Consider the following 24,285-nt stretch of genomic DNA (forward strand, 5'->3'; position numbering starts at 1 on the left):
ACGCCGTCAACTATCACCAGTAGTTTGATTGAAGGCTTCAATCAAACTAGAGGGGGATCGTGCCTTGACCACACGACTCATGAGTTGGATCCAGCGCGCCCAGGATGCGGAAACCGTCGAGAATCCGTCGCTCTGGCTCCTGGCTGACGGGGCTCACACCGGCGGAGCGCTCGGGGCCAACCGCCTCCGGCTGGCGCCTGGGACGGCCGGGGCACTGCCGCACGTCCATCACCTGTCCAGTGAGGCGTTCTACGTCCTCGATGGGACGCTCGAGATGCTGGTCGACGAGACCGTCCACGTCTTCGGACAGGGCGACTATGTGGTCGTGGCGCCCGGTGTCAGCCATGCATTCGGCGCGGCGCCGGACGCGAGCGCGGATCTGTTCATCACGATCGCGCCCGGCATCGACCGATTCCCGTACTTCCGCCTGCTGCCCCGAGTGCTGGCCGGAGAACTGTCCGACGCGGATATCGCCAGAATCCACACGGAGTACGACGTCCACTTCGTCGAAAGTCCCGCATGGAACGACCGGGGTGAGCGACCGGGCGCCCAACGCTCGAGCTAGCCAGCCCGCACGCCTATTTGCTCCGTCGCGCTGCCCCGGCGGCGAGTTTGATTGACTCCGGCGCGGGGACTCGGACAAGATATGGGTCCGGCGCGGCCCGCGCCTCACCTTCGTCGACCGGCCCCAGCGCGGTCACAGTGAGAAGGCAAAGGGACTTCCTGTCTCGGGCCGCTCGTCCTGGTCAGCCGCCTCGACGGGATCGCTGGGGGATCGCGTGCGAGTGCGTGGAAGGCCAGATGACAGCGCACAGGAACTTCAAGCAACGGGTCCGAGCCCGCGCCGCGAAAACCGGTGAGTCCTACACGTCTGCCCTCCGGCACTTCCGTCCGACTCCGACAGGAGAAGACATGCCGGAAACCTTACGAATCGCCGTCGCCCAGACCACCGTCCACGAGGACCCGACGAACCCCACGCTGCTCCGCCAGAGCGGCACCGAGGTACGTCGCCTGATGCGGGAGGCCGCGGCCGCCGGCGCGCGCCTCGTCCACTTCACCGAGGGCGCGATCTGCTTCCCGAGCAAGCGGGTGATGTCCTCGCTCGGTCCGGACGAGGTCGGTCCGTCCGACTGGACCAAGGCGGACTGGACGGTCCTGCAGGACGAGGTCGACCAGATCGTCGCCCTCTCCCGCGAACTCAGGATCTGGACCGTGCTCCCGACGGTCCACCAGTTGCCGGACGCCCGGCCGCACAACAGCATGTACGTCGTGTCCGACCAGGGGAAGCTGGTCGCACGGTACGACGAGCGCATGCTGTCGACGACCAAGGTCACCTGGATGTACACCCCGGGCAGGGACCCGGTGACCTTCGAGGTGGACGGGTACCGGTTCGGGCTCGCGCTCGGGCTGGACGTCATCTTCCCGGAGGTGTTCACGGAGTACGACCGCCTCGGGACCGACGGCGTCCTCGTGTCGTACTGCAGCAACGGCGTGAACCGCAACGAGCACATCGGGATCCAAGCCCGGGGGATCGCGGCGATCAACACGTCCTGGATCAGTCTCGCCGTTCCGGCCAACCCGGGCGCCGGGCTCGATGCGGGTGTGATCAACCCGCGTGGCGAGTGGGCCGTCCAGGGGCCGTCGGACAATACGCCGGCGGTTGTGGTGACCGACGTAGACCGGGCTGACATCAGCGAGACCGGCCGGAGCTTCCGGCAGCGGACGCGGGAGCGCGTCGGCTCGTAGAGCCCTCACAGGTTCGGGTGCTGACGCGTTCTACCTGTATGAACAGGCACGCGATTGTCAGCACCCGGATCGGTGACCTCACACTGGTCGCCGACGACGACGTACTGGTCGGCGTCTACTTCCCGCATCACTGGGTGAAGCCGTCTTTGGAGACGCTGGGTGAACGAGTCGAAGCCACCGACCCGTTCATCGCGGCGGTCGCCGAGCAATTGGAGTCGTACTTCGCGGGCTCGCGGGTCTCCTTCGACGTCCCGACCCGGCTGCACGGTGACGAGTTCCAGCGTCGGGTGTGGACGGTTCTCGAGGAGATCCCGTACGGCGAGACCACGACGTACGGCGAGATCGCCGCGCGGCTCGGGGAGCCGGCGCACGCGGCGCAGGCGGTCGGTAAGGCGGTAGGGCAGAACCCGTTGTCGATCGTGATCCCGTGTCACCGGGTGATCGGGAAGAACGGCTCGCTGACCGGGTACGCCGGCGGCCTCAAGCGGAAGCAGTTCCTGCTCGACCTGGAGCAGCCGGTCGGCGCGCGGCTGTTCTAGCGGACCTGCCGCACTGACCAAGCTGTGCTCGCAGCCTCGCCGGCCCCAGCGCTGAGCGTGCGGCAACGTGAAGCGGCCGACTTGATCAGTGCGGCAGTTCCGCCCTCTTCGGAGAACGGCGCGAGGTCGGCGGCGGAGGTGAGCGCGCTCGCGTGCCATTCGTCGGGCTGCGTCGGCACGCCGGCCAGCAGCGCCTCGACCTCGGCGAGGTGATCGACCATATGGTCGGCGATCCGGCGGACCGCCTTGTGCGGGGTGAACGTCCGCCCGTCGTCGGACATTCGCGGCTCGCCGTCCCACGCCGGCCACGTGACGACCAGCTTCAGCGACCGCTCCACCGCTTGCTCGACGAGCTCTCCAGGGTTCTCAGTCATGCCGCCGACGGTAAGCCCGTCATGCTTCGGCAGCCGCCGAACTGATCCCGAGCAGGCTGGCCAGCCGCTCCGCGTCGTACGGCGCGTGCACCTTCACGTCGTTGTCGAAGTACACGTAGGTATCGCACTTCCACGAGCGGATCTTCCGCGCCCAGCGCTTGAGCGACTTGTCGTCGTAACCGCTCACATAAAGCTCTTCGGCGCCGTGCAGCCGGACATAGGCGAAGTCCGCGGTGACGTCGGTGAACATCGGCCACTTGCCGGCCGTGTCCGCACACACCACCGCGATGTCGTGCTCGCGGGCCAACTCGACGAACCCCTTGGTCTTGAAGCTGTCATGGCGTACTTCGATCGCATGTCGCAGCGGAATGTCGACGGCGCATTCGAGCAGCGCGCGACCCTCCATCCGCTCATCGTGGCCCTTGGCAACCTCCGCCGCAGCGGACGTTGTCCGGGGCAACTGCGCGAAGAACGCCGCGCACCGCTCCGCGTCGTACTTGAAGTTCGGCGGTAGTTGCCACAGCACCGGTCCGAGTTTGTTGCCGAGCGCAAGTACTCCGGAGGCGAAGAAGTTGGCCATCGGCGCATCCACGTCGGCCAGCCGCTTCATGTGCGTGACGAACCGCGGGCCTTTGACCGAGAAGACGAAGCCGTCGGGCGTCTCGTCGTGCCAGCGCTGGTACGACGTCGGCCGTTGGAGGGCGTAGAACGAGCCGTTGAGCTCGATCGAGTTCAGCCGGTTCGACGCGTACTCGAGCTCGGCGCGCTGCGGGAGGCCTTCGGGGTAGTAGACCTTGCGCCACGGCGGGTAGCGCCATCCGGAGATGCCGATCCGAAATTGGGTGTCCGGCCAGCGCGTCATCCCTCGATTATTGTCCCTACGCAGATCGACCGCGGATCCTACGAGGACGCACGGACACCCTGGGAGGATCCCGCGTGGCGCTCCGCGGTCCTCGAGTGGCTCGATCGGGAGCTCGCCGCGCTGGGTGTCAGCGAGACGGGCGAGCGGCGGGTGCGGCTTCGGCCGTGGTCGTGATCATTCGGGTCTGCGCTGACCGTCCGGTCTGGTTCAAGGCGACGTCGCCCGGCAGTGCGTTCGAGCCGGCGCTCGCCGAGGCGTTGTCGCGTTGGGCGCCCGAGCACGTGCTCACGCCGTACGCCGTCGACTGCAGTCGCGGCTGGGCGCTTCTCCCGGACGGCGGCCCGCTCCTACGCAGTCAGACCTTGGACGTACGGCATTGGGAAGAGGTGCTGGTTCAGTACGGCGAGCTGCAGCGGGCGCTCGTACCGCGGGTCGAGGAGCTGGTGCGTCTCGGCGTACCGGACGCCCGGGTGCTGCCTGCGCTGTTCGATTCGATCGTGCAGACGGTTGATGCGGTTGATCGCGAGCGGTTGTCGGCGTTCCGGCCTCGGCTGGTGGAGTGTTGCGCTGAGCTGGACGGGTTCGGGATCGCTGCCACGCTCGACCACGCTGATCTGCACGATGGGCAGATCCTGGTGGCCGGGCCCGGTCGGTACACGTTCTTCGACTGGGGTGACGCGAATGTCGCCCATCCGTTCTGCAGTCTGCTCGTCGCGATCGACCGCGCCGCGGAGCAGCTCGGCCCGGAGGTGGTCCCGCGGCTGGAGGACGCGTACCTGGAGCCATGGACCGCTGAACACCCGCGTTCCGATCTACGCCGGGCAGCCGCGCTCGCCCGCCGGCTCAGCCACCTCACGCGCGCCGGCTCATGGGGTCGCCTCTTCCCCGCGACGACCGACATCGGCGCCCCGGAACGTGCCGCCGCGCTCCTGCGACTCGTGGACTAGGTCGGGATCCAGGTGGGCCACCACGGCGGGACGTTGCCCGGGCAGGTGCCGGGCGAGCCGGCCGGAGTGCCTTGCCACGAGAACAGTGCGAGGTCAGCGATCGCGATGGCGACGGCGGCTGCGATCAGCGAGAACAGGAACGCCTTCCCGGCGTACCGGAAGACGATGGTGAACAGCACCAGGTTGACGATCAACGCCAGCGGCAGCCCGAGGAACAGCAACGTCAGGCCGTTCGGCACGCTTCCGGTCACGTCGACATGACACGCCTTCCACGCCCGCGACGTCACGACGATCAACCCGAACGCCGCCCCACCACCAACCACCACGGCAAGGAACGACTCTCCCTTGCTCCCCTTCGCAGCAAACGCCATGTACCTCACCGTAAGTGATCCAGCTGGCCACTTGAGCAGCCAGACTGGCGTGTATGGACATCAAGCACCGGATGATCGTCTTCGACGCGGCCGACATCGAGGCCGAGAGCGCGTTCTGGGCCGACTTCCTCGACGGCACCGTCGAGAAGTGGAGCGAGCGCTGGCACGCGATCTGGGTCGACGGCGGGTGGGCGCTCGGTGTCCAGCTCGCACCTGACCATGTGCCGCCGGAGTGGCCTGACGGTACGCCGCAGCAGATCCACCTCGACCTGTACTTCGAGGGCGTCGACGCACACACCGCCGCCCACGAGCGAGCCATCGCCCTCGGCGCCCGGCTCCTCAAACCCGCTGGCGATTCCACGGCCGCGCGTGGTGTTCAGGTGTACGCCGATCCGGCGGGCCACCCATTCTGTTTGTGCTGGACGCCCGGCTAATCGTCGAGCGGATGCAGGTCCACCGGCGTCAGCACCCAGCGGAAGCCGTACTTCGGGCTCGCGGCGCGATCGACCTTGTCCGGCGCGAAGTACTCGCTGACCAGGGCCAACAACCGCTCATGGAACTCAGCGACCCGCTCACCCGGCACCCGCCCGGCGTGCTCACCCATGTCCTGCACGAACCCCGTCCCGAACATGCCCGCCGCGGCGTCGGCGTACGCCTGGACGTAGTCCTGCGCACTCGCCCCTGGTTGCTCGGTCCATCCGCTCTTCTCCGGCGCTGGGCTCTCGGCAAGCTCCGTCCCAGCCGCAGTACGCCGCCAAAGGCCGGCGCCCTCCACGACCCGCCCGGTGTCGCGGAGCCTGTGGAGGTACCAGAGCACTCGCGCATCCGTCACCTCGAGCCGCTCGGCAATGTCGCTCAACCCCTGCGGCTCCTCCAGCAACGCCACAATCCCGCGCGGCAACTCCGAGGCTTCCCAGTCACTTGACATGGGACGTACTACTAGCAGCTTCCCGCACCACGCTCAACGGTGTTCTTTGCGGGGCGGGAGCCAAATGAGTGTCGTCGCCTTGGCTAGGTCCTCGGGCTCGTGGGGTACGACCACTACCTGGTGCGGGTCCTCGTAGATGACTCGGCCCGGCGACGTCGAGGTGTATCGCTCGCACGGAAGGTTGTGTGCGGCAAGGATCTTCAGGTAGCCGGGAATCGGCACCAGCAGATGCTGGGCAGTCGGCACGAACCACGCTGCGGCGTACGGATTGTCCTCGTAGATCGCCGGATCGACAGTCGACGGATTCACGTACGTCGCGTCGTACCAGGCATTCGTCGTACGCCGGAACTGCTCCTCCTCCGCAGTCAACCACCCGCGATTCGCCAGCATGTTCACCAAGCCGAAGATCCCGATCCGCCGCCCGCGTCGATCGGGCACCGGACTCTGGTACCTCACATACGTCACCATGCACGGATTCTCCCGGACCCTTGACCGGTCTGGCTTGTCAGGCTTAACCTGACAAGCGTTGTCAGGGTGGGCCTGACAGCTCGGGAGGCGTCATGTCAGACAACCTGATGCGTTGCTCGTTCTGCGGCAAGGTCCGGGACGAGGTGGAGCACCTGATCGCCGGACCTGGGGTGTTCATCTGCAACGAGTGCGTGGGGCTGTGCGACCAACTGCTCGCTGGGAAGCCCATGCCGAAGTTCCCGCCCTTGGACGGCAAGAGCGACGACGAACTGCTGGCCGACATGGCCCGGATCAACTCGTCACACAGCCAGGTCGAAGCAGCCGTCCAGGACCGCGTACTACGGCTCCGCTCGCGGTCCGTCACGTGGGCACGGATCGGCGAAGCACTAGGAATCAGCCGTCAATCCGCCTGGGAACGCTTCTCCGGCGAGGAATGACCGTGCCGAGAATTGTCCTTGTCCGTCATGGTGAAGTCGATGGCACTCAATTGGATGAAGAAGGCTGGTGGGGTCCGGCCCGCGACCTTTCTCCGCTGTCGCCCGTGGGTATCGAACAGGCACGAGAAGTCGGCCGAAAGCTCCGCGACAGCGGCGCCCGGCACATCATCTCCTCGCCCATGACACGCGCCCTGCAGACCGCCGCTCTGATAGCCGCCGAGACCCGCCTCCCACTCACCGCAGTCGAAGTCGACCTCCGCGAATGGTTGCCAGACGCAACACTCTCCTGGCGTACTGAAGAAGCTCTCGCAGCCGTCGCCGACTTCCACCTCCACAACGGCGAGTGGCCACCCGGCGAAACCCGCAGGTGGGAACCACAATCCTCCGTACGCCGCCGTGCAACCCGAGCCCTCCGACGCCACGCCGCCCCCTTCATCGCCGTATCCCACGGCATGCTCATCGAGTCCCTCACCGGAGACGCCGGCATCGAGCACTGCGGCGTACGCGAACTCAATCAACTCCCCTCCACAGACACAGGCCCGACCTTCTTCCCGGAACCCGCCGAATGGCCAGCCAGATGAGCCGCGGCGACTCCCGGCCGGAACCAACCGGGTGGACGACCAACGCGACAGCACCGTCCGCACCGACAGCACCGTCCGCACCGACCGCGCCGCCCGCACCCCGTCTGGCCCGCATCCGCGACCGCTGGCTGAGTGCGGTGACGGCCGCCCTCCAAGACGATCCATCAGTCGCCGGCGCAGCACTGGTTGGTTCACTGGGCGCAGGGCGTGCCGACGACTGGAGCGACGTCGACCTCCTGCTCGTCGTGAAGGACGAGCACCTCGACGACTACGCAGTACCGGATCGCCTCCCCAGCGGACCCGGCCGACGAGCGTTCGCGATCGATGCCCACCACAACGGTCCGATCGGCACTCGAGCAATCAGTGCGCAGTACGTCCTCGACGACCTCCCACTCTGGGTCGACTGGTCCATCCACCCGATCTCACTGGCAACCTGGCCACCCGCCAGCACCGTGCTCCTCGACCGACACGGCATCACCCAATCCCTCTCGGAGTACCGCGGCGCCCACGAGCCAGCCACCCCGAAAACCCCCGACGAGCAAGAGGCACTGCGCCTCGCCCTCATCCCCATCGCAGCCAAACAACTCGCCCGCCACTCACCCGACGCCCTCCGCACAATCGAATTCCTAGGCGGCTCCCCCGAAGGCACCTGGCCCGACCACTTCGCCACCCTTCACCAACTCCTCACCCAGTTCGACCCCCTAGTCCACCCAGAAAGCCTCGCCGCCGCCCACACCTACCTCGACCTCTTGGAGTCCTCGAACTAGCCCACGACAAAGGCAGCGCCCGTTAGGCTTTTGGGTTGTGGGAGAGAGTCGGCTTGATATGAGGCGGATTCGGGGAGCTCTGGGGGTTATTGATCGGGTGTTTCTGGATACGCCGCAGTACAGGTGTGAGGCGTTGGAGTCGGTGGTTGGCTGTGGGGTGAGCATTAAGCTCGAGACGGCTAACCCGGTGCGTAGTTTCAAAGGGCGCGGTACGGAGTTGGTTGCGAGTCAGCTGGCTGAGGCGGGTGCGCGGGCGGTTGTTTGCGCGAGTGCGGGCAATCTAGGGCAGGCGCTTGCTTGGTCGGGGCGGCGTCGTGGGCTTGACGTCACGGTTGTAGCTTCGCGGTTTGCGACCCAGGCGAAGCTCGATCGGATTCGTGCGCTGGGCGCCGAGGTGGAACTGGTTGACGGCGACCACGAATTGGCGCGTGAGCGGGCCGCGGCAATCGCGCAGTACGAAGGAATTCGTCTACTCGAAGACAGCCTCGACCTCGAGACCTGCGAGGGGGCGGCGACGATCGGTCTCGAGTTGATGGAAGGTACGCCGACATTCGACACCGTACTGATCGCGCTCGGGGGCGGGGCGATGGCCACTGGCGTGGGTCATGTGGTGAAAGAGTTGGCGCCCGACATTGACGTGATCTGCGTGCAGCCGCACGGCGCGCCGGCGCTGACGCACTCGTGGCACCAACGCCGCGTCGTCACCACCGAATCCACCAATACCATCGCAGACGGAGTCTCCGGCCGCTTCCCGATCCCGGAAGTCCTCGACGACCTCCTCCTGATCGCCGACGACGCCGTACTGGTCCAAGAGCAGTCGATCATCACCGGCATGCGCCTGCTCTACAACTACGCCGGCCTCATCGTCGAGCCGTCCGCCGCCTTGGGGATAGCGGCCATCCTCGAAGACCCCGCCCGCTTCGTCGACCGCCATGTCCTCACCATCATCTGCGGCAGCAACGTCGACTTACCGACGTACCACCGCTGGATCGGCGCGCCCTGGTGAGGTCGCTGCAGATTGATCCCGGCCCGCTCCGCGTTCCAGTCATACTGGCTCGGTGACCTCGTCCTTGCTAATGCCGCGTCGGCGAGGCAATGCCGGCGGGCAAGCTTCAAACGGCAACGGGTCCACCGCGCCGACGTACGTGCTGGATTGGCAATCGCCGGTCGTCGCGGAACTCGCGGGGACGCTCAGCGAGGCTGCCGAGCGGGATTGGCTGCGGCAGGCACACTCGGCGATCGCGGCGCGGGTTCGGCCGGTCTATGCGCTGAACGATTTGCAAGCGGCGTCGAAGACGATCCGGCGTGGACGCGGTTCCTGCAGCCAGCGACTCGCCGTACTGGAGACGTTGGCTCGGCGGCATGGCATCCCGACGAGAGTGGAAGGGATCGCGGTCGACGGAAGGTTCTGGTACCCACGGTTCTCCTGTACGCCGTGGCTTGTGCCGCATCGCGTGATCCTCGCCTGGCCTGAGTTCCGGATCGCGGGACGGTGGATTCCGGTAGGCGAGCTGTTCGGCTCGGACGACGTACCCTCGAAGGCTTTCACCAACGACGGAGCTGAGACGCTGTACGACGCGATCGGTCGTACCGGAGTCTCCTGGAGCGGTAGCTGCTCGGACGGCGCCTGCGACCTCTCCGGCCACGTGCTCGAAACCCTCGGCTACTTCGACCACCGCGACGAACTATTCGCCCGACACGGCCAAACCCTCTGCCTGACCGCACGCACCCTCGGCGAGCCCTTGATGGCCCACCGCTCAGCCGGAGCCCGCTAGCTCACGTACTCCGACCGCAGCTCTAAACCAGCCGACGACGGGCCGGCCGTCAGGAGTTGGCGGGCGCGATGGGTGACTACGAGCGTGCTGATGATGTCGGCTACGAAGATCAGGTGCAGGACGGCGTGGAGGGCGCAGAAGCGTGGGGTGATGGCTCGGTGCCGCATCAGTAGGGCGAGGGACGTCAGGCCGTAAATCGAGGTCGGCAGCATCATCAGGTACGTCGTGATGACGGCCGAGACCAGGCCAGTTGTGCCGAAGGCTCCGAGGAACACCAGGGCACCGGGACCCAGCAAGACCAACGTGCCGTGGGTGGCGACGATAGGGAGGAACGTGCTGGCGAGTACGGCGATCGCGCAGAGGACGAAGTTCTGGATGAACAGCGGAATCAGGGCGAGCTTGACTGCTCGGGCCGATCGCCGCAGTGCGTCGAGGTCGTTGGTCAGGAAGAGCCGGACCGAGGTTCGCAACGTGACCAGTGGCACGACCGGGAGAAGCACGAGCAGGACGAACTCCACCGGCGACGCGATCGTGAGGACATAGATCGCATCGCGGACGAACATCCCGGGCGGGTCGAACAGCCAGAAGACCGCGACGCAGGCGAGCCACGCGACGGCTACCGAAGAGCCCAGCATGAGGACGCCGGTCAGCAGGTTCCTCGACAGCGTTCCGGGTCGGCGGGTGGTGCCCAAGCGGTCCCTGGCCACCTCGACCACGACGACCGTGCTGGGAACATCGACGACGAACAGGAATTGCAGCACCAGATTGAGCCCGAAGAAGACCCGCCCGATCTGATCGCTCCGTTTCATGAGCACCAGGCAGGCCACTCCGTACGCCGACGTCGGCAGCAACACGACGTACGTCAGGATGACGAACAGCACCGCCACAAGGAACCCGTCGAGACCAAGCCGGTCCCGATCGTTGACGCCGACGACCGCGACCACCTCTGTCAGTGCGACAAAGTTCAAGAGGAAGTACGGGATGGCGATGAGCTTCACGAAGTTCGCCGACTCCTGGGCGGCGGCGAGATCACCGCGTCGCGCCAGGCGCGCGGCGTCCGCGACGACGACGATCGCCAGTACGACGTACACGAGGAACCAGGCGCCGAGGACGGCGTACACGACGCTCAGGTCACCCGAGTCGTCGATCCTGAACGGTTGCTCGAATCCGATGCCCGAGCCAACGCCGGCCACCAGAACCGCGCCCAGAACGAACGCCGCGCCGAGCACCTTGGCCGGCCCCGTGATGCTCCCCATGCCAGCATCCTCGCCGTCGAGCAGGTCATCAGCTAACCAGGGCTGCAACCCAGGCGTCGTGATGCTCGGCGACGTACGCGGCCGCCGGGCCCCAGTAGTCGGCGTGGCCCTCTTCGTAGAGACGTGCCCACGGTTGCTCGCCGGTCTTGTGGCCGCGAATCAGCAGATCGTACTGGCCGCGCGTGCGAGCCGCGATCTGCGCGGGGAGGGCGCGCCGCTGCTGCGGGTCGAGGCCGTAGCCGTCCACCAGAGCACGCAACCGCGTGCCGTCGACCTCTACATCACCTCCCGGAACGAACGGGACGAACGCGGTTGCGGCGTACCCGAGATCCCAGAGCCGCGACGAGGGGCCGGCGTTGTCCCAGTCGATGAAGACCCAGCGTGCGCCGTTGCGGACCAGGTTCCAGGGCGCGAGGTCGTTGTGACAGATCAGGTCGCCGCCGGCGGGATCGGGAACGATCACGTTCCAGGCGACGTCCGACGGCGGCTCGAAGCTCTCCATCGCGTCGTGAAGCTCGCGAATCAGCCCGCCGACCCGGCGCAACTCGTCCAGGGTCGACAGAGGCATTGCGTGGGCGAGCTCGCCGTCTACGTACTCGAGGACATGTCGCCCCTCGTCGTCACGCCCGTACGTGCGCGGTGCACCGTCGAACTGCCGCGTGGCGAGGTGCTTGAGCACCGCCTCGACTCCAGGCGTCTGCGGAAGCCCGGGCTTCCGCACCGTCGCCCCGACCCGCACGACCCGATCAGCGACGTTCCCGCCCGTCAGCACCTCTTCACCCTCCACCCCGCCATCCTGCCGAACGTAGGCTCTGCCTGCATCTGGTTAGTCGCGGGGTTTGACCGACGGGTTGAGTCGACGTAGTCAGTTGCGGTGGGCAACTAGACGGGTTAGGCCGAGCGATTGGGCGGCGTCGGCGTGGAGCATTTGGGCTTCCTCGCGGTTCGGTGTGCCGGCGTCTTGGTCGCAGGCTTCGTTCCACTGCAGCCAGTCCTGCCAGCCGTCGGGGAGTTGGTCGGCGAGGTCGACGGTGACCAGGCCGGTCTTCTCCCAGTGGCGACGCCACCAGGCGGGGCTGTGCCAGGCGCAGAAGTCCCATTTCCAGTACGGCACTAGGTGCGGCGGGGGAAGTGTCTCGTACTCCGCGACGAGGCCCGGCTGGATGATGCCGAGTTGGCCGCCGCGCTTCACGAAATGCGAGTAATAGCCGAGGTACAGATCGTCGGTGCCGAAGTAGTGGTACGCGCCGATGCTGACCACCGCGTCGAAGAAGTCCTCGGCGAACGGCAGGGCGTGGGCTTCGGCGTGGATCGGGTGAACCTGGTCTTCCAGTCGAGCCTCGGCCACGCGGCGCAGGTTCTCGTCAGGCTTGATCCACAGGTCGGTCGCCCACACCTCAACGCCGTACTCCTTGGCCAGAAAGATCGAGCTGAGCGCGGCGCCACAGCCCATGTCGAGTACTCGCATCCCCGGCTCGAGCGCCATAACCTCGCCCAATGCCTCCGCCTGCCACACGGCGTTAGGCCCCATCCCGCCATCAACCATCCACCGCCCCGAGTACGCCGCAGACCGCGGGTAGCGCTCGTTCCTCAACAGCACGTCGAGCTCGGCATCATCCATGCGACGCGAGTCTCCGAGACACCCCACGCCTGAGCAACCGGTTATTCGCTGGCCGGTAGCCTGCCGCGGGTGCACGATCCGCCGCCCGCCAGACCGCTCGGCCCCGACGCGGAGGGTCAATGGGTCCGCCACTGGACATCACCTCAGTGGACGCAGGCCGCGGACGCCTGGGTCGCTCGTCGACTTGCCGAACACGGTCGCCGGATCAGCGGCGTACCCGTCACGTACCGCGCTCGCTTCTGGTCGGTCGTGCGCTGCTATCCGACCGTCGAGGGTCTGGTGTGGTTCAAGGAGAACAACCCCGGCCATCGATTCGAGCCCGCGCTGGTCGCCGCGTTGGCCCGACTCGCGCCGTACGACGTCATCGTGCCGCTCGCGGTCGATCGCGAACGCCGTTGGCTGCTGACGGACGATCACGGTACGACGCTGACGCACGCCGATGTCGCGGACCAGAGGACGCGCTGCATCGTCGTCGACGCCCTGGCCCGCCTCCAGTGCACCGTCCTCGGCCGGCTCGACCTGACGGAGTACGACGGGATGGTCGAGCTCGACCCGCGCGCCGCCGGTGACCGCGTGCGCGCCGTGGCGGAGGAATGGTCGGCCCTCCAGTTCGATCCGGAGTTGTTGAAACGAGCCGCGCGCGCCGCCGACGTACTGGACCGACGAACTGCGTCCCTCAGCGACACCGTTCCGCTCGATCTGGAGATCAACGACATCTACCCCGCCAACATCTTCGCCGACCGCTCGACTGGCGTACTCCGCCCTCGCTTCTTCGACTTCGGCAACGCCCTCTGGGCCCACCCGTTCGTCTCGCTCCACGGCTTCCTCGACGCCGTCACGGATTGGACCCGCGCGCCTCTGTCCCGCCCGGACCGCGACGAACTACTCACCACCTACCTGACGGTTTGGCGCGACCACCTGGACGCCGACCCCCAGGTGCTCCGCACCGACCTCGCCGCGACCGAGGCCCTCACCAACGTCCACCGCCTCACCTCCTGGCACCGCCTACTCCCCCACGCCGACCCCCTCGAACTCCGAGCCCGCGCCGAAATCCCCCACAACTACCTCACCGCAATCACCGCAATCACCGCCGCCTGATTAGTTGATCCACGGCAACTGCACCGACGAGGATTCGCGACAAGAAGATTTTTCATGAGTGTTGTCGATCTGGGGGTTGGGCGTTCGACCTGGGGGTGGTGCGGGCCGGGTGGCGGTTCGAGGGACTAGGAGAGTGCGATGGCGAAGTACATGCTGATCATGCGGGGGACCGATGAGTCGAATGCGGCTGTGATGGCTGGGTTCGAGGAGTTGGCGGCTTCGACGTACCAGTTCATCGAGGAGTTGATGAAGGCCGGGGTCTTCATCGCGGCCGAGGGGCTGGATGACGCGGCCGAGAGTGTCGTGGTCGACTTCAGCGGGGAGGCGCCGGTGGTGACCGACGGGCCGTACGGCGAGACGAAGGAACTGTTCGGCGGATACTTCATGCTCGACGTCGCGTCGAAGCAGGAGGCTGTCGAGTGGGCCAAGCGGCTGCCGTCGGTGCCCGGCTCCAAGATCGAGGTACGGCGGGTTGCCGGCGAGGACGAACGGCCGCCGGGCCACGAGGACTCCGGGGAAGTCGGTGGGGAGTCTGCGGAAGCCGGCCCCGGCGAGGAGCCCGCGCAAGCCGGTGACGGCGGGGAGCGTGAGAGCGCCGGTCGGGGCTGATGGATTCGGCGGATGTCGAGGCGGTCTGGCGGATCGAGTCGGCGCGGATCGTGGCCGCGCTGACTCGGTTCACCGGGGATTTCGCGTTGGCCGAGGACGCCGCGCAGGAGGCCGTCGCTGAGGCGTTGGTGTCGTGGCCGCGCACTCCTCCGGACAGTCCGGCCGGCTGGCTGATGGCTACGGCCCGGCGTAGGGCGATCGACGCGATCCGCCGCCGTACTGCGCTGAAGGACCGCTACGCGCTGCTTGCGGCCGACCCGATGGTCGACGAGGACATCGACCCGGACCGGATCGACGACGACATCCTGGCGCTGATGTTCATCAGCTGCCACCCGGTCCTCTCGCCCGAGGCCCGGGTGGCGCTGACCCTGCGCGTGGTCGCGGGCCTGTCGTCGGAACAGATCGCGCGCGCGTTCCTGGTGCCCGTACCGACCGTGCAGGCCCGCATCACCCGCGCGAAGAAGACGATCGCGGCGGCCGGCGTACCGTTCGAGCTGCCGCCGGCCGATGAGCGCCGGGAGCGGCTCGGCGGCGTACTCAGCGTCGTCTACGTGATCTTCACCGAGGGCTCGACGGCCACGTCGGGCGACCTTCTGGTACGCCGGGATGTCGCGTACGAGGCGATCCGGCTCGCGCGCACGCTGACCGCGCTGCTGCCGGACGAGCCGGAGGTGCACGGCCTGTTAGCGCTGTGCGAGCTGACGGCCGCGCGCTTCCCGGCCCGTACGAGCCCGGATGGTTCACCGATCCTGCTGGAGGACCAGGACCGGCAGAGATGGGACATCTCGGCGATCCAGCGTGGGCTCGCGTCGCTGGCCAAGGCGTCCGTTCGCGGGCTCGGACCGTACGGTCTGCAGGCCGCGATCGCCGCCGTACATGCGTCGGCCCCATCCGTCGAGGCAACCGACTGGGACCGGATCGTGGTGCTGTACGAGGCCCTCGGCCGCGTCGCGCCTTCGCCCGTCGTCGAGCTCAACCGCGCCGTCGCCGTCGCGATGGCCTCCGGTCCCGCCGAGGCACTGGCCATGGTCGACGAACTGATCGCCTCGGACCAGCTCCCCGGTTCGCATCTGGTTCCGACCGTACGCGGCGAACTCCTCACCCGCCTCGGTCGCCTCCCCGAGGCCCGCGCCGAGCTCGAGTTGGCCGCCCGCCTCTGCACCAACGAACGCGAACGCTCAGTGCTACTGAACAAGGCAGCCGCACTGGACTGACAAGCTATTCGCCGGTGGCGCCGTCGATGCGCTCGCGGAGGAAATCGGCGTGACCGTTGTGGCGTGCGTACTCCTCGATCATGTGCAGGTAGATCCACCGCAGCGTGTAGTCCTCACCGGGACTGACCGCGTCGAGGCTGAGCCCCGCCACCGCCGTACGCGACCGGGCGACACTCGCCTGATAGCTGGCCAGGTCATCCGCAGCCCGCGTGACGTCGACGACCTCACTGCCCGTCCTCAAGCCTGGCACGTAGTCCCAGAAGTAGTGGTGGTCCGGTTGGCCGTCGTACGTGTGGAACCAGGCCTCGACTCCGGACAGATGCCGGACAAGTCCGAGCAGCGACAGCTCCGAGGGCGGCACCGATCGCATCGCCAGCTGCTCCGGGGTCAGGCCGCCGCACTTCTGCAGCAACGTCGTGCGCTGGTACTCGAGGCGGTCGTCGAGAGCGGACCGCTCGTCGACCGGGTTGATGGGTGGCTCGGGCCGCTCGGGCGTGGTCCAGGTCGACATGCCGGTGACGTTACGTGCAGGTCGCTCCCAGGGCCACCGAGTTAGCCCGTACGGCGGGCGTGGAGGCAGAATCGCGATGTGAAGAAGCCAGAGGCCGAGCCCGTCGTCGCGCGCAACCGGAAGGCTGCGCATGACTACCAGCTGGGCGAGTCCTGGGAGGCGGGGATCGTACTGGAGGGGCCGGAGGTGAAGGCGCTCCGGGCCGGGCGGGCTTCCCTGGTCGGCGGATTCGCTCAGGTCGAGAACCGCGAGATCTGGCTGCACGGCGTGCACATCCCGCAGTACTCGCAGTCCCGGTGGTTCAACGGCGGCTCTCGCCGCAAGCGGAAGCTGCTGCTGCACCGTGCGCAGATCGACAAGATCGAGCGCAAGGTCAACGAGAGCGGCCTGACCATCGTCCCGGTGCTCCTGTACTTCAAGGACGGTCGCGCGAAGGTCGAGATCGCCCTTGCCCGCGGCAAGAAAACCTGGGACAAACGGCACTCCCTCGCCGAACGCGAGGCGACCCGCGAGGCCGAGCGCGCGGTCCAGCGCCGCCTGAAGGGCCGCTCGGACTGATCTCTTGTTAGCGTGCGCTGGTGGATGACCTGGGACCCGTGGCCTGGCCGCCGGCGCCGATCAAGACCGAGCGGCTCGTACTCCGTGAGTCCGAGGCGCGCGACCGTACGGCGTTCATCGAGCTACTCGCGTCGCCCGAGGTGAACAAGTACGTCGGCGGCCCCCGCCCACGCGAAGAACTCGAGCGCGAGACGCCCGCGATCCCCGAGCGCTGGCCCGGCAGTTTCGTCGTCGAACTCGACGGAGCAATGATCGGCCAGATCCTCCTCAGAAGAGCAACCGACCACCGCCGGCCAGCCGCCGCGGGCAAGGCCGACCTCGGCTACCTGTTCCTCCCGCAGTCCTGGGGCTCGGGCTACGCCACCGAGGCCTGCGCGGCAGCCCTCACCTGGTTCGACCACACCCTCCCCGGAGAGCCGGTAGTCCTCACCACCCAATCCGCCAACATCCCCTCAATCCGCCTAGCCACCAAACTAGGTTTCACCGAACTAGAACGCTTCGAAGCCTGGGGCACCGAACAATGGCTCGGCCTACGCTCCCCACCCAGAACCGCCTGACGGGCGCTGCGGCGTCGTCGGCACGGTTCGTACTGCGAGCTGCGCGGATTGCTCAGGCCCTTCACGAGGCGCGCGAGCATCGGATCACGACTGCTCCCTCCACCGCGACAGCCATCCGCGAGGCGAGCGCCGAGGACTGGGCCTGGCGGGCGCGGAGGTTGCCGGAGGGGTCAGCTGCAGCAGCCTGAGGACTTGGTGGTGTCGTTTTCGATGACGGTTAGGAGGCCGCCGGTGATGCCGGTGGCTAGGCCGCGGCTGGTTGGTGCGGAGAGCTCGACTGCTTGCGGGGCCGGGCCGCAGCAACCGCCGGCCTCGTCCGCCGTGCCGCCGTACGCGAGGTTGGACGAACATACGCCGGTCTCCGGTAGGTCGAGCTGCACGTCTCGCGCGGCTTCCCAGTCGCCGGCCAGGGCGGCGACGACCGAGCGCGCCTGTTCGTACCCGGTCGCGAGTAGGAACGTCGGGGCGCGGCCGTAGGACTTGGCGCCGACCGCGTAGTACCCGGGCTCGGGGTGCGCGAGCTCGTCGACTCCGTGCGGCGGAACCGTGCCGCAGGAATGCTTGTTCGGATCGATCAGCGGTGCCAGCGCGCGGGTGGAGCCCATGATCGGGTCCAGGTCCAAGCGCAGCTCGGAGACCATGTCATGGTCCGGCCGGAAACCGGTCGAGTTGACCACGGTGTCGGCCACCACCCCACGCTCGCCAGACGTCAGCCGCACCTTGCCGTCAGCGCGGCTGATGCTTTCGATGCGGAATGAGCTGACCAGCTCGACACGGCCGGACTGCACGAGCTTCTTGAGCCGCGAGCCGAGCGCGCCCCGGGCGGGCAGCTCGTCGGCATCGCCACCGCCGTACGTGCGGGCCTGGTCGGTCCCGCGCACCACCCACACAACTTCGGTGCCCGGCACCTCGTCGGCAAGCTGGCCGAGGTCAAGCAGCGTCGTTGCGGCCGAGTGGCCCGCGCCGACGACCGCCGTACGACGACCCGCGAAGCGGTCCCGGTCGACGCCGAGGACGTCGGGCAGAGCATGGGCAATGCCTTCACCAGCCTCGGCCTCACCGCGGGCCGGGATGCCGGAGCCGCCGAGGACGTTCGGCTTCCGCCAGGTGCCGGCCGCGTCGATCACGGCCGACGCCAGCAGTTCGGATCCGTCAGCAAGGCGGATCAGGAACGGCGCGGCCTCGCGGCCAGTCGTACGGATGCGGTCGAAGCCGACCCGCGTCACGGCGGTGACCTGGGTGTTGTAGCGGATGCGGTCGTTCAGCTCCGGAGTCTTCGTCAGCGGTGCGAGGTAGGCGTCGATGAGGTCGCCGCCGGTGGGGAGCTTGGCCAGGTCGGGCTCGATCCAGCCGGATCGTTCGAGCAGGCGGCGAGCTGCGGAGTCGATGGCGTAGCGCCACGGGCTGAACAGCTTCACGTGCCGCCATTCCTCGATCGCCGCCGCGACACTCGGACCGGACTCCAGTACGGCGAAGTCCACGCCACGCTCGGCGAGGTGCGCGGCTGCCGTAAGACCGACCGGACCCGCACCGATGACGACGACCGGCGCCCCTGTCTGCTCGCTCACGATCCCAACTCCCTATCTAGAAGATCATCGAAACAACAGTCAGCTTGCCTCTTGATTCGACAAGAGTCAAGATAGATCCATGTCGAAACAAGAGATCGCGTTGACCCCCGTCGCGGGCGCAGGCTGCTGCGCACCGATCTCTGACACAGCTCTCGACGCGGCGGGAGCCGCCGAGGGCGCGGGCGTGTTCAAGGCACTCGCCGATCCGATCCGGCTCCGGCTGTTCTCGATCATCACCTCCGCGGGCGACGAGATCTGCGTGTGCGATCTGACCCCGCAGTTCGACGTCAGCGGACCGACCATCTCGCATCACCTCAAGGTGCTACGCGAGGCCGGTTTGGTCGACTGTGAGCGGCGCGGCACCTGGGTCTACTACTGGCCCGTGCCCGACAAGCTGCGGTGGATCGCCGGCCTTCTCGCCGTACCGGAAACCGCGTCGGCGCACTGACCTCTTGCCTCTTGCCAGGCGGGGGTCGGTTGATGTTTGACTCTTGTAGATACCTCAGTGACCATTGAGTCAATGAGCACTGAGCGATTCACTCGGGAGCAGCGAGCCCGCATCCACGCGGCGCTCGGCGATCCGGCGCGGCTGGCGATCGTGGACACCTTGGTTGCCGGTGATGCCGCGCCCGGGGAGCTCGGGGCCGCTCTGGACCTGCCGACGAACCTCGTCGCCCATCACCTGAAGGTGCTCGAGGATGCCGGCCTCGTCGTACGAACACGCTCCGAGGGCGACCGGCGACGTACGTATGTCCGGCTCGAACCGGAAGCGCTGGCCGCGATCGCTACGCCAGCGCGGATCACCGCGGAGCGTGTCGTGTTCGTCTGCACGCAGAACTCGGCCCGGTCTCAGCTGGCCGCCGCGATCTGGTCCCGACGTAGCGACGTACCTGCTGTCTCCGCCGGCACCGAACCGGCCGAGCGTGTTCATCCGCGGGCGATCAAGGTCGCCCGGCGGCACGGGCTTGATCCTTCCGGCTGGCACACAAGCCACCTGCATGACGTTGCCAAGGGCAATGATCTTCTGATCGCGGTGTGCGACAACGCCCACGAGCGCCTGCCCAGCAACCAACGGCCGCAGCTGCACTGGTCCATCCCCGACCCGGCGCCGATCGACACGGACGCGGCCTTCGAAGCGGCCTATGCAGAGCTGGCCGAGCGCATTGATCGGCTCGCGCCGGCAGACACCAGGAGCAAGCGATGACTGAAGCAACCCGCCCACCCGCGCAAGGGCAAGGGTGGCCGCGTCGTGAAGGCCTCTCCAACCTCGCCGTGCCGGTGAGTCGCGGATGAGCGACGCGCAATCGCTCTGGCGGCGTGCTCTCGCTGAAGGGCTCGGGACCGGGCTGCTCGTGACCGTGGTGGTCGGCTCCGGCATCGCAGCCGCCAAGCTCTCGCCGAACGACACAGGTCTGCAGTTGCTCGAGAACTCCTTTGCCACCGCGCTCGGGCTCGCCGTACTGATCCTGATGTTCGGGCCGGTGTCCGGTGCGCACTTCAACCCCGTCGTGTCTCTGGTCGACCGGTGGCTTGGGCAACGATCTGGCGGCGGGCTCAGCGCACGAGATCTGGCCGCCTACCTCCCCGCCCAGATCGGCGGTGGCGTCATGGGGGCGATCCTGGCGAACCTGATGTACGGCGAAACCGCCGTGTCCTGGTCGACCACCCACCGATCCGGCGGCCACCTCTATATCGGTGAGACAGTCGCCACTGCTGGGCTGATCATGCTGATCCTCGCGCTCGCTCGGACCGGCCGTGCGGCGTCGGCGCCCGCTGCGGTCGGTGCCTACATCGGTGCGGCGTACTGGTTCACGTCCTCAACCTCGTTCGCCAACCCTGCGGTCACCATCGGCCGCGCCTTCAGCGATACGTTCGCCGGCATCGCGCCCGGATCCGTCCCCGGCTTCATCGCCTTCCAGATCCTCGGGGCCATCCTCGGCACAGCTGCAATCGCGGTCCTCTACCCCGACGCGGGCAAAGCCGCCGATGACGTCGCCACACCCCACACCGAAACAACCGCGGGAGCATCCTCGTGAGCAAACCCACCGTCCTGTTCGTCTGCGTCCACAACGCCGGCCGCTCCCAGATGGCCGCCGGCTGGCTCCGATCCTTGGCCGGCAACGAGATCGACGTACTGTCAGCAGGCTCCGAGCCCGGCAACCAGATCAACCCCGTCGCCGTCGAAGCCATGCGCGAGGTCGGCATCGACATCACCGCAAATACCCCGCGCCTGCTGTCGACCGAGGACGTACAGGCCAGCGACGTCGTTATCACCATGGGCTGCGGCGACGCGTGCCCGTTCTACCCCGGCAAACGCTACGAAGACTGGAAACTCACCGACCCCGCGGGCCAGCCAATAGAAACCGTCCGCCAGGTCCGCGACGAAATCCGCACCCACATAGAAACCCTCCTCACCGAACTACGGACCGCCCAGCCCTGAGACACCCAAACCCAGGTCAGGCAACCGATCCGTGCCCGCTGCTTGCGAGCCCGTCAGCCGCCCAACCACACTGCAGGGCTGCCCGTGCAAACAATTCGACCAGAGCCGAGGCACCCGAAGATGGCCGACGAGCGCGAGATGATCCGGCACCTGCCGTTCCCTTTCGACGACCAGGGTTTCCCGAACACCTTGGGCGCAGTCGTACAAAAGACAGTGCTCTCGGGTGAACAGCCCGCCCGAGAGGTGATCCACGCGCCGGACGGCTCATGGCTCGTCGGCGACGGTGTCAACGATCCAACCCACCCGGCGCGTCGATCGCTACCCACATCGCTCACGCGATCGAGAGAAATAGCTCGATCGCGCAGCTAGGAACAATGCCCCCGGGCCACATCGCACAGCGATCCGGACCGGGCGATCCCTGGCGCATCACCGTCCTAGACAGTTGGGAAGAGTAGGGCCGCGCTCAAATTCGAGGCCTCGAAGCACAAGCCCTTGCGTCTTCACGACTGGGTTCCGTCGCCATGCGGCCGGAGTCGCTGAGTTTGCCACCTAGCGTCGGGCTGCGGCACGTCAGGGCACTCGCCAGAGTGGAGGTTGCCCACAGGTGCGAGGATCGTCAGCGTGAGCAGCGACAAGGACGCATGCTGGTTCGCCGTCAGATGCGTCTTCGCCAGCGGGTGGCCACCAGACCGATCGACCCCGCTGTACGAGGAGCGCATCACGCTGTGGCTTGCCGCCTCGGCCGAGGAAGCAATCGAACGAGCCGAGGTCGAAGCTATTGAGTACGCCGGCGCCATCGAGGAGTCACCCGACACTTACCTCGGCATCGCGCAGTCCTACCGGCTCGCCGACACCCCGGGCGACGGCGCCGAAGTGTTCTCGTTGATGCGGAGCAGCGTCCTCGAGCCCGACGAATACCTGGACGCGTTCTTCGACACCGGCACCGAACGGCAAAAGACCGTTGAGTGACCGCCCGGCTGCGTTGGCGCGCTCAAAAGCGCCTAGAGCTGCGGACGCGAATTGATGCATGCTCATTGCCGTGAGCGGCTTCCTGGAACGGTATCGCGAGCGTCGAGAGCGAGCCCGGCGGCTCCGGCAGCTGAGCCTCTGTCCGCACTGCCGTCATCCGTGGTGTGAGCATCCCGGCACTGGGAACGACTTCGAAGGCATGTGCGGCGAGTGTGCTTACGAGTTTGAGCACGGCCAGCGCGAGTCCCCCGCGCCGGGATGCCGGCTCCGCTGCCCGCCACTCGACTAAGCGCACCCGTCGCGGACCGGCCTGGGCACGCAGACCGGTCGATCACGCTCCAGGCGTACGCCGATCTGATCCGTCGCCACGCGTCCGGAATCGCTGACGTGTTCGCCGCCGGCCGCTGACCATATCGACGAGGACCAGGACAACGAAGACAGCGGACCGGACCATCAACGGTGCCGTGTCAGCAGACGTGAGAGTTGCCCTGCGCAAGCAGAAACCCCCAGGCTAGCTAGCTCCTGACCTTCGGGTCTGCGGGCGACTCCTCGCAACTCCCCTTCGGGCGATCTGTGCGCACGAAGCCAAATTGCCGTGCCTGGCGATGCAGTCCCCGATAAGCTGCGTCGAGCGTCAGAGCACAAAGGAGGTGGTCCACATGCGTCAATCGCGCGCGGTGCCGCCTCGCTGGTATATCCGGCGGCTCTGACCCTCACCGGGGCTCACCGCATCCGACCCGATGCGAGGAGTTCCCCTTGATGTCAATCGACCGATCCGAAACGCTCAGCGCGGTGCGCGCCCTGTTCCATGACTACCCCTGTCGCTATTGGATAGCTGGAGGTTGGGCGCTCGACCTGTTTGCCGGTCGCGTCCGACGGCAACACGGCGATGCCGACGTTGTGGTTCTTGCGCGAGATCTCGACGAGGTCGCCAGAACCTTCACCAGGCCGCGGCCGTCCGTCCAGAATCCCGAGACGGGTGAGTGCCGGCCGTGGGCGCCTGGCGAACAGCTCGCGCCCGGACCCAATGCGCTGGTCTTCCCTGACAGCTTGCACCCGCACCCGATTCAGATCCTGTTCGCTGCGTCGGACGCGGGCGAGTGGGTCTACCACAGGGGCCGAGGCACTATCCGGAAGCCTCTCGACGAGATCACGCTCAGATCGCCCGACGGCCTTCCGTACCTCGCTCCGGAGATTGTGCTCCTGTTCAAGTCTCGCGGCGGTCGACCCAAGGACAATGACGATTTCGCCGACGTCGCCGAGCTGCTCGACCCGGAACGCCGCCGCTGGCTCTTCGATCGCATCGCACCGCGCTACCCCGAGCACCCATGGCTAACAGCCCTCCGCTGAGCTTGCACGGCTGCGGGCGCTGCTGCCTGCCTGGGTTCCGCTGCGCGTCGTCGCTGACCGGCTTTGGTACACCCATTCGATCAAGCGCCACGCCGCCTCGGTGAAGCTGAGCACGTCCGGCAAGTACGCCTTCGGCATCCGCCCAGCCGCCCGTGGCCAGATCGCCTACCGGGTCTACTTCCCCGGCGACGCGGACCACGCCCCGGCGTGCTCGGCGTACGAGGTCGCCACGATCAGCTAGCAGTCACGGTTGGGGAGGATCCTGTACCGAATCGGTCACAGGATCCTCCCCAACCTGTATTTCACCTTCTGATCCATAGTCGAGTTCGAGGCGTCATCGCTGACCACAGCACGCCTGAGGGCACCCGCAGATCTGGCGGATTGTCCAGGGGTGTCCGACCCGATCCGTGGCCGCTGTTAGCAAGCCCGTTAGCGAGCCCACGGCTGGCGTGTCAGGTGGTTGGCGTGCCTTGCTTGGTCACGTGGCGAGCTAGCCGGTCCTCTCGCCGGGCGTTCAATGTGAACCGGACAAGCACCGCGACCACCATGACAACGCCAACCCAACCAAGAACGGGGTTCGGCCACGGATCCTGTTGGCCGATCCACGCGAACGTTGCCAGGGCCAAGATGCTGACTGGCGCTGCCACCAAGATCGTCACGGTGGTTCGCCGCCTGGTCCAGGCCTTCGGCGAGCGGAGTGCACGCCTCCACTCTTGGTACCCCGTGACACCGAGCACCG

General features: G+C 67.2%; 32 protein-coding genes. 22 read left to right on the plus strand and 10 right to left on the minus strand.

Annotation, left to right across the window (positions count from 1 at the left end):
* The first annotated feature begins 79 nt into the window (after positions 1–79).
* The 3 genes from EV653_RS25390 (at position 80) to EV653_RS25400 (ending at position 2,285) form a co-directional block, all read left to right on the plus strand.
* A complete protein-coding gene (locus tag EV653_RS25390; RefSeq protein ID WP_134106175.1) occupies positions 80–565 on the plus strand; it encodes a cupin domain-containing protein in 486 nt (161 codons plus the stop codon).
* A 347-nt stretch (positions 566–912) separates the two neighbouring features.
* Complete coding sequence (locus EV653_RS25395; RefSeq protein ID WP_134106176.1) at positions 913–1,746, plus strand: carbon-nitrogen hydrolase family protein; 834 nt, start codon at positions 913–915, stop codon at positions 1,744–1,746.
* Between the two features lie 38 nt (positions 1,747–1,784).
* Positions 1,785–2,285 carry a methylated-DNA--[protein]-cysteine S-methyltransferase gene (locus EV653_RS25400; RefSeq protein ID WP_134106177.1) on the plus strand — a complete coding sequence of 167 codons (501 nt, stop codon included), beginning with the start codon at positions 1,785–1,787 and terminating at the stop codon, positions 2,283–2,285.
* Here EV653_RS25400 and EV653_RS25405 read toward each other — a convergent pair.
* Both EV653_RS25405 and EV653_RS25410 read right to left on the minus strand, forming a co-directional pair.
* Positions 2,282–2,659, minus strand: coding sequence for a hypothetical protein (locus tag EV653_RS25405; protein ID WP_134106178.1), 378 nt, complete (start codon positions 2,657–2,659; stop codon positions 2,282–2,284). The genes EV653_RS25400 and EV653_RS25405 overlap by 4 nt on opposite strands.
* Before the next feature lie 19 nt (positions 2,660–2,678).
* A complete protein-coding gene (locus EV653_RS25410) occupies positions 2,679–3,521 on the minus strand; it encodes a DUF72 domain-containing protein (protein WP_134106179.1) in 843 nt (280 codons plus the stop codon).
* Positions 3,522–3,685: 164 nt separating this feature from the next.
* On the opposite strand from EV653_RS25410, the gene EV653_RS25415 reads away from it, so the two are divergent.
* The gene (locus EV653_RS25415; RefSeq protein ID WP_202871815.1) at positions 3,686–4,468 is read left to right on the plus strand and encodes a phosphotransferase; all 783 of its coding nucleotides are present in this window, start codon (positions 3,686–3,688) and stop codon (positions 4,466–4,468) included.
* Here the strand turns inward: EV653_RS25415 and EV653_RS25420 are convergent.
* Positions 4,465–4,839, minus strand: a complete 375-nt coding sequence (locus tag EV653_RS25420) for a hypothetical protein (protein ID WP_134106180.1) — start codon at positions 4,837–4,839, stop codon at positions 4,465–4,467. The genes EV653_RS25415 and EV653_RS25420 overlap by 4 nt on opposite strands.
* A 53-nt stretch (positions 4,840–4,892) precedes the next feature.
* Between EV653_RS25420 and EV653_RS25425 the strand changes: the two genes are divergently transcribed.
* The gene (locus EV653_RS25425) at positions 4,893–5,273 is read left to right on the plus strand and encodes a VOC family protein (RefSeq protein ID WP_134106181.1); all 381 of its coding nucleotides are present in this window, start codon (positions 4,893–4,895) and stop codon (positions 5,271–5,273) included.
* On the opposite strand, the gene EV653_RS25430 is transcribed toward EV653_RS25425, so the two are convergent.
* Both EV653_RS25430 and EV653_RS25435 read right to left on the minus strand, forming a co-directional pair.
* Positions 5,270–5,767, minus strand: coding sequence for a hypothetical protein (locus tag EV653_RS25430; RefSeq protein ID WP_134106182.1), 498 nt, complete (start codon positions 5,765–5,767; stop codon positions 5,270–5,272). The two genes, EV653_RS25425 and EV653_RS25430, sit on opposite strands and share 4 nt — an antisense overlap.
* Before the next feature lie 33 nt (positions 5,768–5,800).
* Complete coding sequence (locus EV653_RS25435) at positions 5,801–6,235, minus strand: hypothetical protein (protein WP_134106183.1); 435 nt, start codon at positions 6,233–6,235, stop codon at positions 5,801–5,803.
* 92 nt (positions 6,236–6,327) lie between these two features.
* Between EV653_RS25435 and EV653_RS25440 the strand changes: the two genes are divergently transcribed.
* Genes EV653_RS25440 through EV653_RS25465 form a run of 5 tightly spaced genes read left to right on the plus strand, consistent with a single transcriptional unit; the run spans position 6,328 to position 9,795 of the window.
* On the plus strand, positions 6,328–6,672 hold the full coding sequence (locus EV653_RS25440) for a ClpX C4-type zinc finger protein (protein ID WP_134106184.1): 345 nt from the start codon (positions 6,328–6,330) through the stop codon (positions 6,670–6,672).
* 2 nt (positions 6,673–6,674) lie between these two features.
* The gene (locus EV653_RS25445; RefSeq protein WP_166679553.1) at positions 6,675–7,253 is read left to right on the plus strand and encodes a histidine phosphatase family protein; all 579 of its coding nucleotides are present in this window, start codon (positions 6,675–6,677) and stop codon (positions 7,251–7,253) included.
* Entirely contained in the window at positions 7,238–8,020 is a 783-nt protein-coding gene (locus tag EV653_RS25455) for a nucleotidyltransferase domain-containing protein (protein ID WP_134106186.1), read from the plus strand. Before EV653_RS25445 ends, EV653_RS25455 begins: the two co-directional genes overlap by 16 nt.
* Before the next feature lie 58 nt (positions 8,021–8,078).
* A complete protein-coding gene (locus EV653_RS25460) occupies positions 8,079–9,026 on the plus strand; it encodes a threonine ammonia-lyase (protein ID WP_202871816.1) in 948 nt (315 codons plus the stop codon).
* 52 nt (positions 9,027–9,078) lie between these two features.
* The gene (locus EV653_RS25465; RefSeq protein ID WP_202871817.1) at positions 9,079–9,795 is read left to right on the plus strand and encodes a transglutaminase-like domain-containing protein; all 717 of its coding nucleotides are present in this window, start codon (positions 9,079–9,081) and stop codon (positions 9,793–9,795) included.
* On the opposite strand, the gene EV653_RS25470 is transcribed toward EV653_RS25465, so the two are convergent.
* The 3 genes from EV653_RS25470 to EV653_RS25480 form a co-directional block, all read right to left on the minus strand.
* The gene (locus EV653_RS25470; RefSeq protein ID WP_134106188.1) at positions 9,792–11,051 is read right to left on the minus strand and encodes a hypothetical protein; all 1,260 of its coding nucleotides are present in this window, start codon (positions 11,049–11,051) and stop codon (positions 9,792–9,794) included. The genes EV653_RS25465 and EV653_RS25470 overlap by 4 nt on opposite strands.
* 28 nt (positions 11,052–11,079) lie before the next feature.
* Positions 11,080–11,838 carry a phosphotransferase enzyme family protein gene (locus EV653_RS25475; protein WP_134106189.1) on the minus strand — a complete coding sequence of 253 codons (759 nt, stop codon included), beginning with the start codon at positions 11,836–11,838 and terminating at the stop codon, positions 11,080–11,082.
* A 78-nt stretch (positions 11,839–11,916) separates the two neighbouring features.
* Entirely contained in the window at positions 11,917–12,672 is a 756-nt protein-coding gene (locus tag EV653_RS25480) for an SAM-dependent methyltransferase (protein ID WP_134106190.1), read from the minus strand.
* A 69-nt stretch (positions 12,673–12,741) separates the two neighbouring features.
* Here EV653_RS25480 and EV653_RS25485 point away from each other — a divergent pair, with 69 nt between their 5' ends.
* The 3 genes from EV653_RS25485 (at position 12,742) to EV653_RS25495 (ending at position 15,593) form a co-directional block, all read left to right on the plus strand.
* Positions 12,742–13,770 carry a hypothetical protein gene (locus EV653_RS25485; protein WP_134106191.1) on the plus strand — a complete coding sequence of 343 codons (1,029 nt, stop codon included), beginning with the start codon at positions 12,742–12,744 and terminating at the stop codon, positions 13,768–13,770.
* A gap of 138 nt (positions 13,771–13,908) precedes the next feature.
* A complete protein-coding gene (locus tag EV653_RS25490) occupies positions 13,909–14,379 on the plus strand; it encodes a YciI family protein (RefSeq protein ID WP_134106192.1) in 471 nt (156 codons plus the stop codon).
* The gene (locus EV653_RS25495; protein ID WP_134106193.1) at positions 14,379–15,593 is read left to right on the plus strand and encodes an RNA polymerase sigma factor; all 1,215 of its coding nucleotides are present in this window, start codon (positions 14,379–14,381) and stop codon (positions 15,591–15,593) included. The genes EV653_RS25490 and EV653_RS25495 overlap by 1 nt, the downstream gene beginning before the upstream one ends.
* Before the next feature lie 4 nt (positions 15,594–15,597).
* Here the strand turns inward: EV653_RS25495 and EV653_RS25500 are convergent, their stop codons facing one another.
* Positions 15,598–16,104: a DinB family protein gene (locus tag EV653_RS25500; RefSeq protein WP_134106194.1), complete on the minus strand. Its 507-nt coding sequence runs from the start codon at positions 16,102–16,104 to the stop codon at positions 15,598–15,600.
* A gap of 78 nt (positions 16,105–16,182) precedes the next feature.
* On the opposite strand from EV653_RS25500, the gene smpB reads away from it, so the two are divergent.
* Both smpB and EV653_RS25510 read left to right on the plus strand, forming a co-directional pair.
* Entirely contained in the window at positions 16,183–16,662 is a 480-nt protein-coding gene (smpB, locus tag EV653_RS25505; RefSeq protein ID WP_134106195.1) for an SsrA-binding protein SmpB, read from the plus strand.
* Positions 16,663–16,682: 20 nt separating this feature from the next.
* On the plus strand, positions 16,683–17,219 hold the full coding sequence (locus EV653_RS25510) for a GNAT family N-acetyltransferase (protein WP_134106196.1): 537 nt from the start codon (positions 16,683–16,685) through the stop codon (positions 17,217–17,219).
* 170 nt (positions 17,220–17,389) lie between these two features.
* Here EV653_RS25510 and EV653_RS25515 read toward each other — a convergent pair whose 3' ends face one another.
* Positions 17,390–18,787, minus strand: a complete 1,398-nt coding sequence (locus EV653_RS25515; protein WP_134106197.1) for an FAD-dependent oxidoreductase — start codon at positions 18,785–18,787, stop codon at positions 17,390–17,392.
* A gap of 79 nt (positions 18,788–18,866) precedes the next feature.
* On the opposite strand from EV653_RS25515, the gene EV653_RS25520 reads away from it, so the two are divergent.
* The 7 genes from EV653_RS25520 to EV653_RS41315 all read left to right on the plus strand — a co-directional run bounded on the left by EV653_RS25520 (position 18,867) and on the right by EV653_RS41315 (position 23,787).
* On the plus strand, positions 18,867–19,235 hold the full coding sequence (locus tag EV653_RS25520) for an ArsR/SmtB family transcription factor (RefSeq protein WP_134106198.1): 369 nt from the start codon (positions 18,867–18,869) through the stop codon (positions 19,233–19,235).
* A gap of 72 nt (positions 19,236–19,307) precedes the next feature.
* Positions 19,308–19,991 carry an arsenate reductase/protein-tyrosine-phosphatase family protein gene (locus EV653_RS25525; RefSeq protein ID WP_134106199.1) on the plus strand — a complete coding sequence of 228 codons (684 nt, stop codon included), beginning with the start codon at positions 19,308–19,310 and terminating at the stop codon, positions 19,989–19,991.
* An 85-nt stretch (positions 19,992–20,076) separates the two neighbouring features.
* The gene (locus EV653_RS25530) at positions 20,077–20,823 is read left to right on the plus strand and encodes an aquaporin (protein WP_134106200.1); all 747 of its coding nucleotides are present in this window, start codon (positions 20,077–20,079) and stop codon (positions 20,821–20,823) included.
* Positions 20,820–21,227: an arsenate reductase ArsC gene (locus EV653_RS25535; protein ID WP_370358551.1), complete on the plus strand. Its 408-nt coding sequence runs from the start codon at positions 20,820–20,822 to the stop codon at positions 21,225–21,227. The genes EV653_RS25530 and EV653_RS25535 overlap by 4 nt, the downstream gene beginning before the upstream one ends.
* Positions 21,228–21,848: 621 nt before the next feature.
* A complete protein-coding gene (locus tag EV653_RS25540) occupies positions 21,849–22,196 on the plus strand; it encodes a hypothetical protein (protein WP_202871818.1) in 348 nt (115 codons plus the stop codon).
* Between the two features lie 759 nt (positions 22,197–22,955).
* Complete coding sequence (locus EV653_RS25545) at positions 22,956–23,546, plus strand: nucleotidyltransferase domain-containing protein (protein ID WP_134106201.1); 591 nt, start codon at positions 22,956–22,958, stop codon at positions 23,544–23,546.
* A 100-nt stretch (positions 23,547–23,646) separates the two neighbouring features.
* The gene (locus EV653_RS41315) at positions 23,647–23,787 is read left to right on the plus strand and encodes a hypothetical protein (RefSeq protein ID WP_166679554.1); all 141 of its coding nucleotides are present in this window, start codon (positions 23,647–23,649) and stop codon (positions 23,785–23,787) included.
* Positions 23,788–24,285 lie beyond the last annotated feature (498 nt).

It is taken from the genome of Kribbella pratensis (assembly GCF_004365355.1).
Lineage (GTDB): Bacteria > Actinomycetota > Actinomycetes > Propionibacteriales > Kribbellaceae > Kribbella.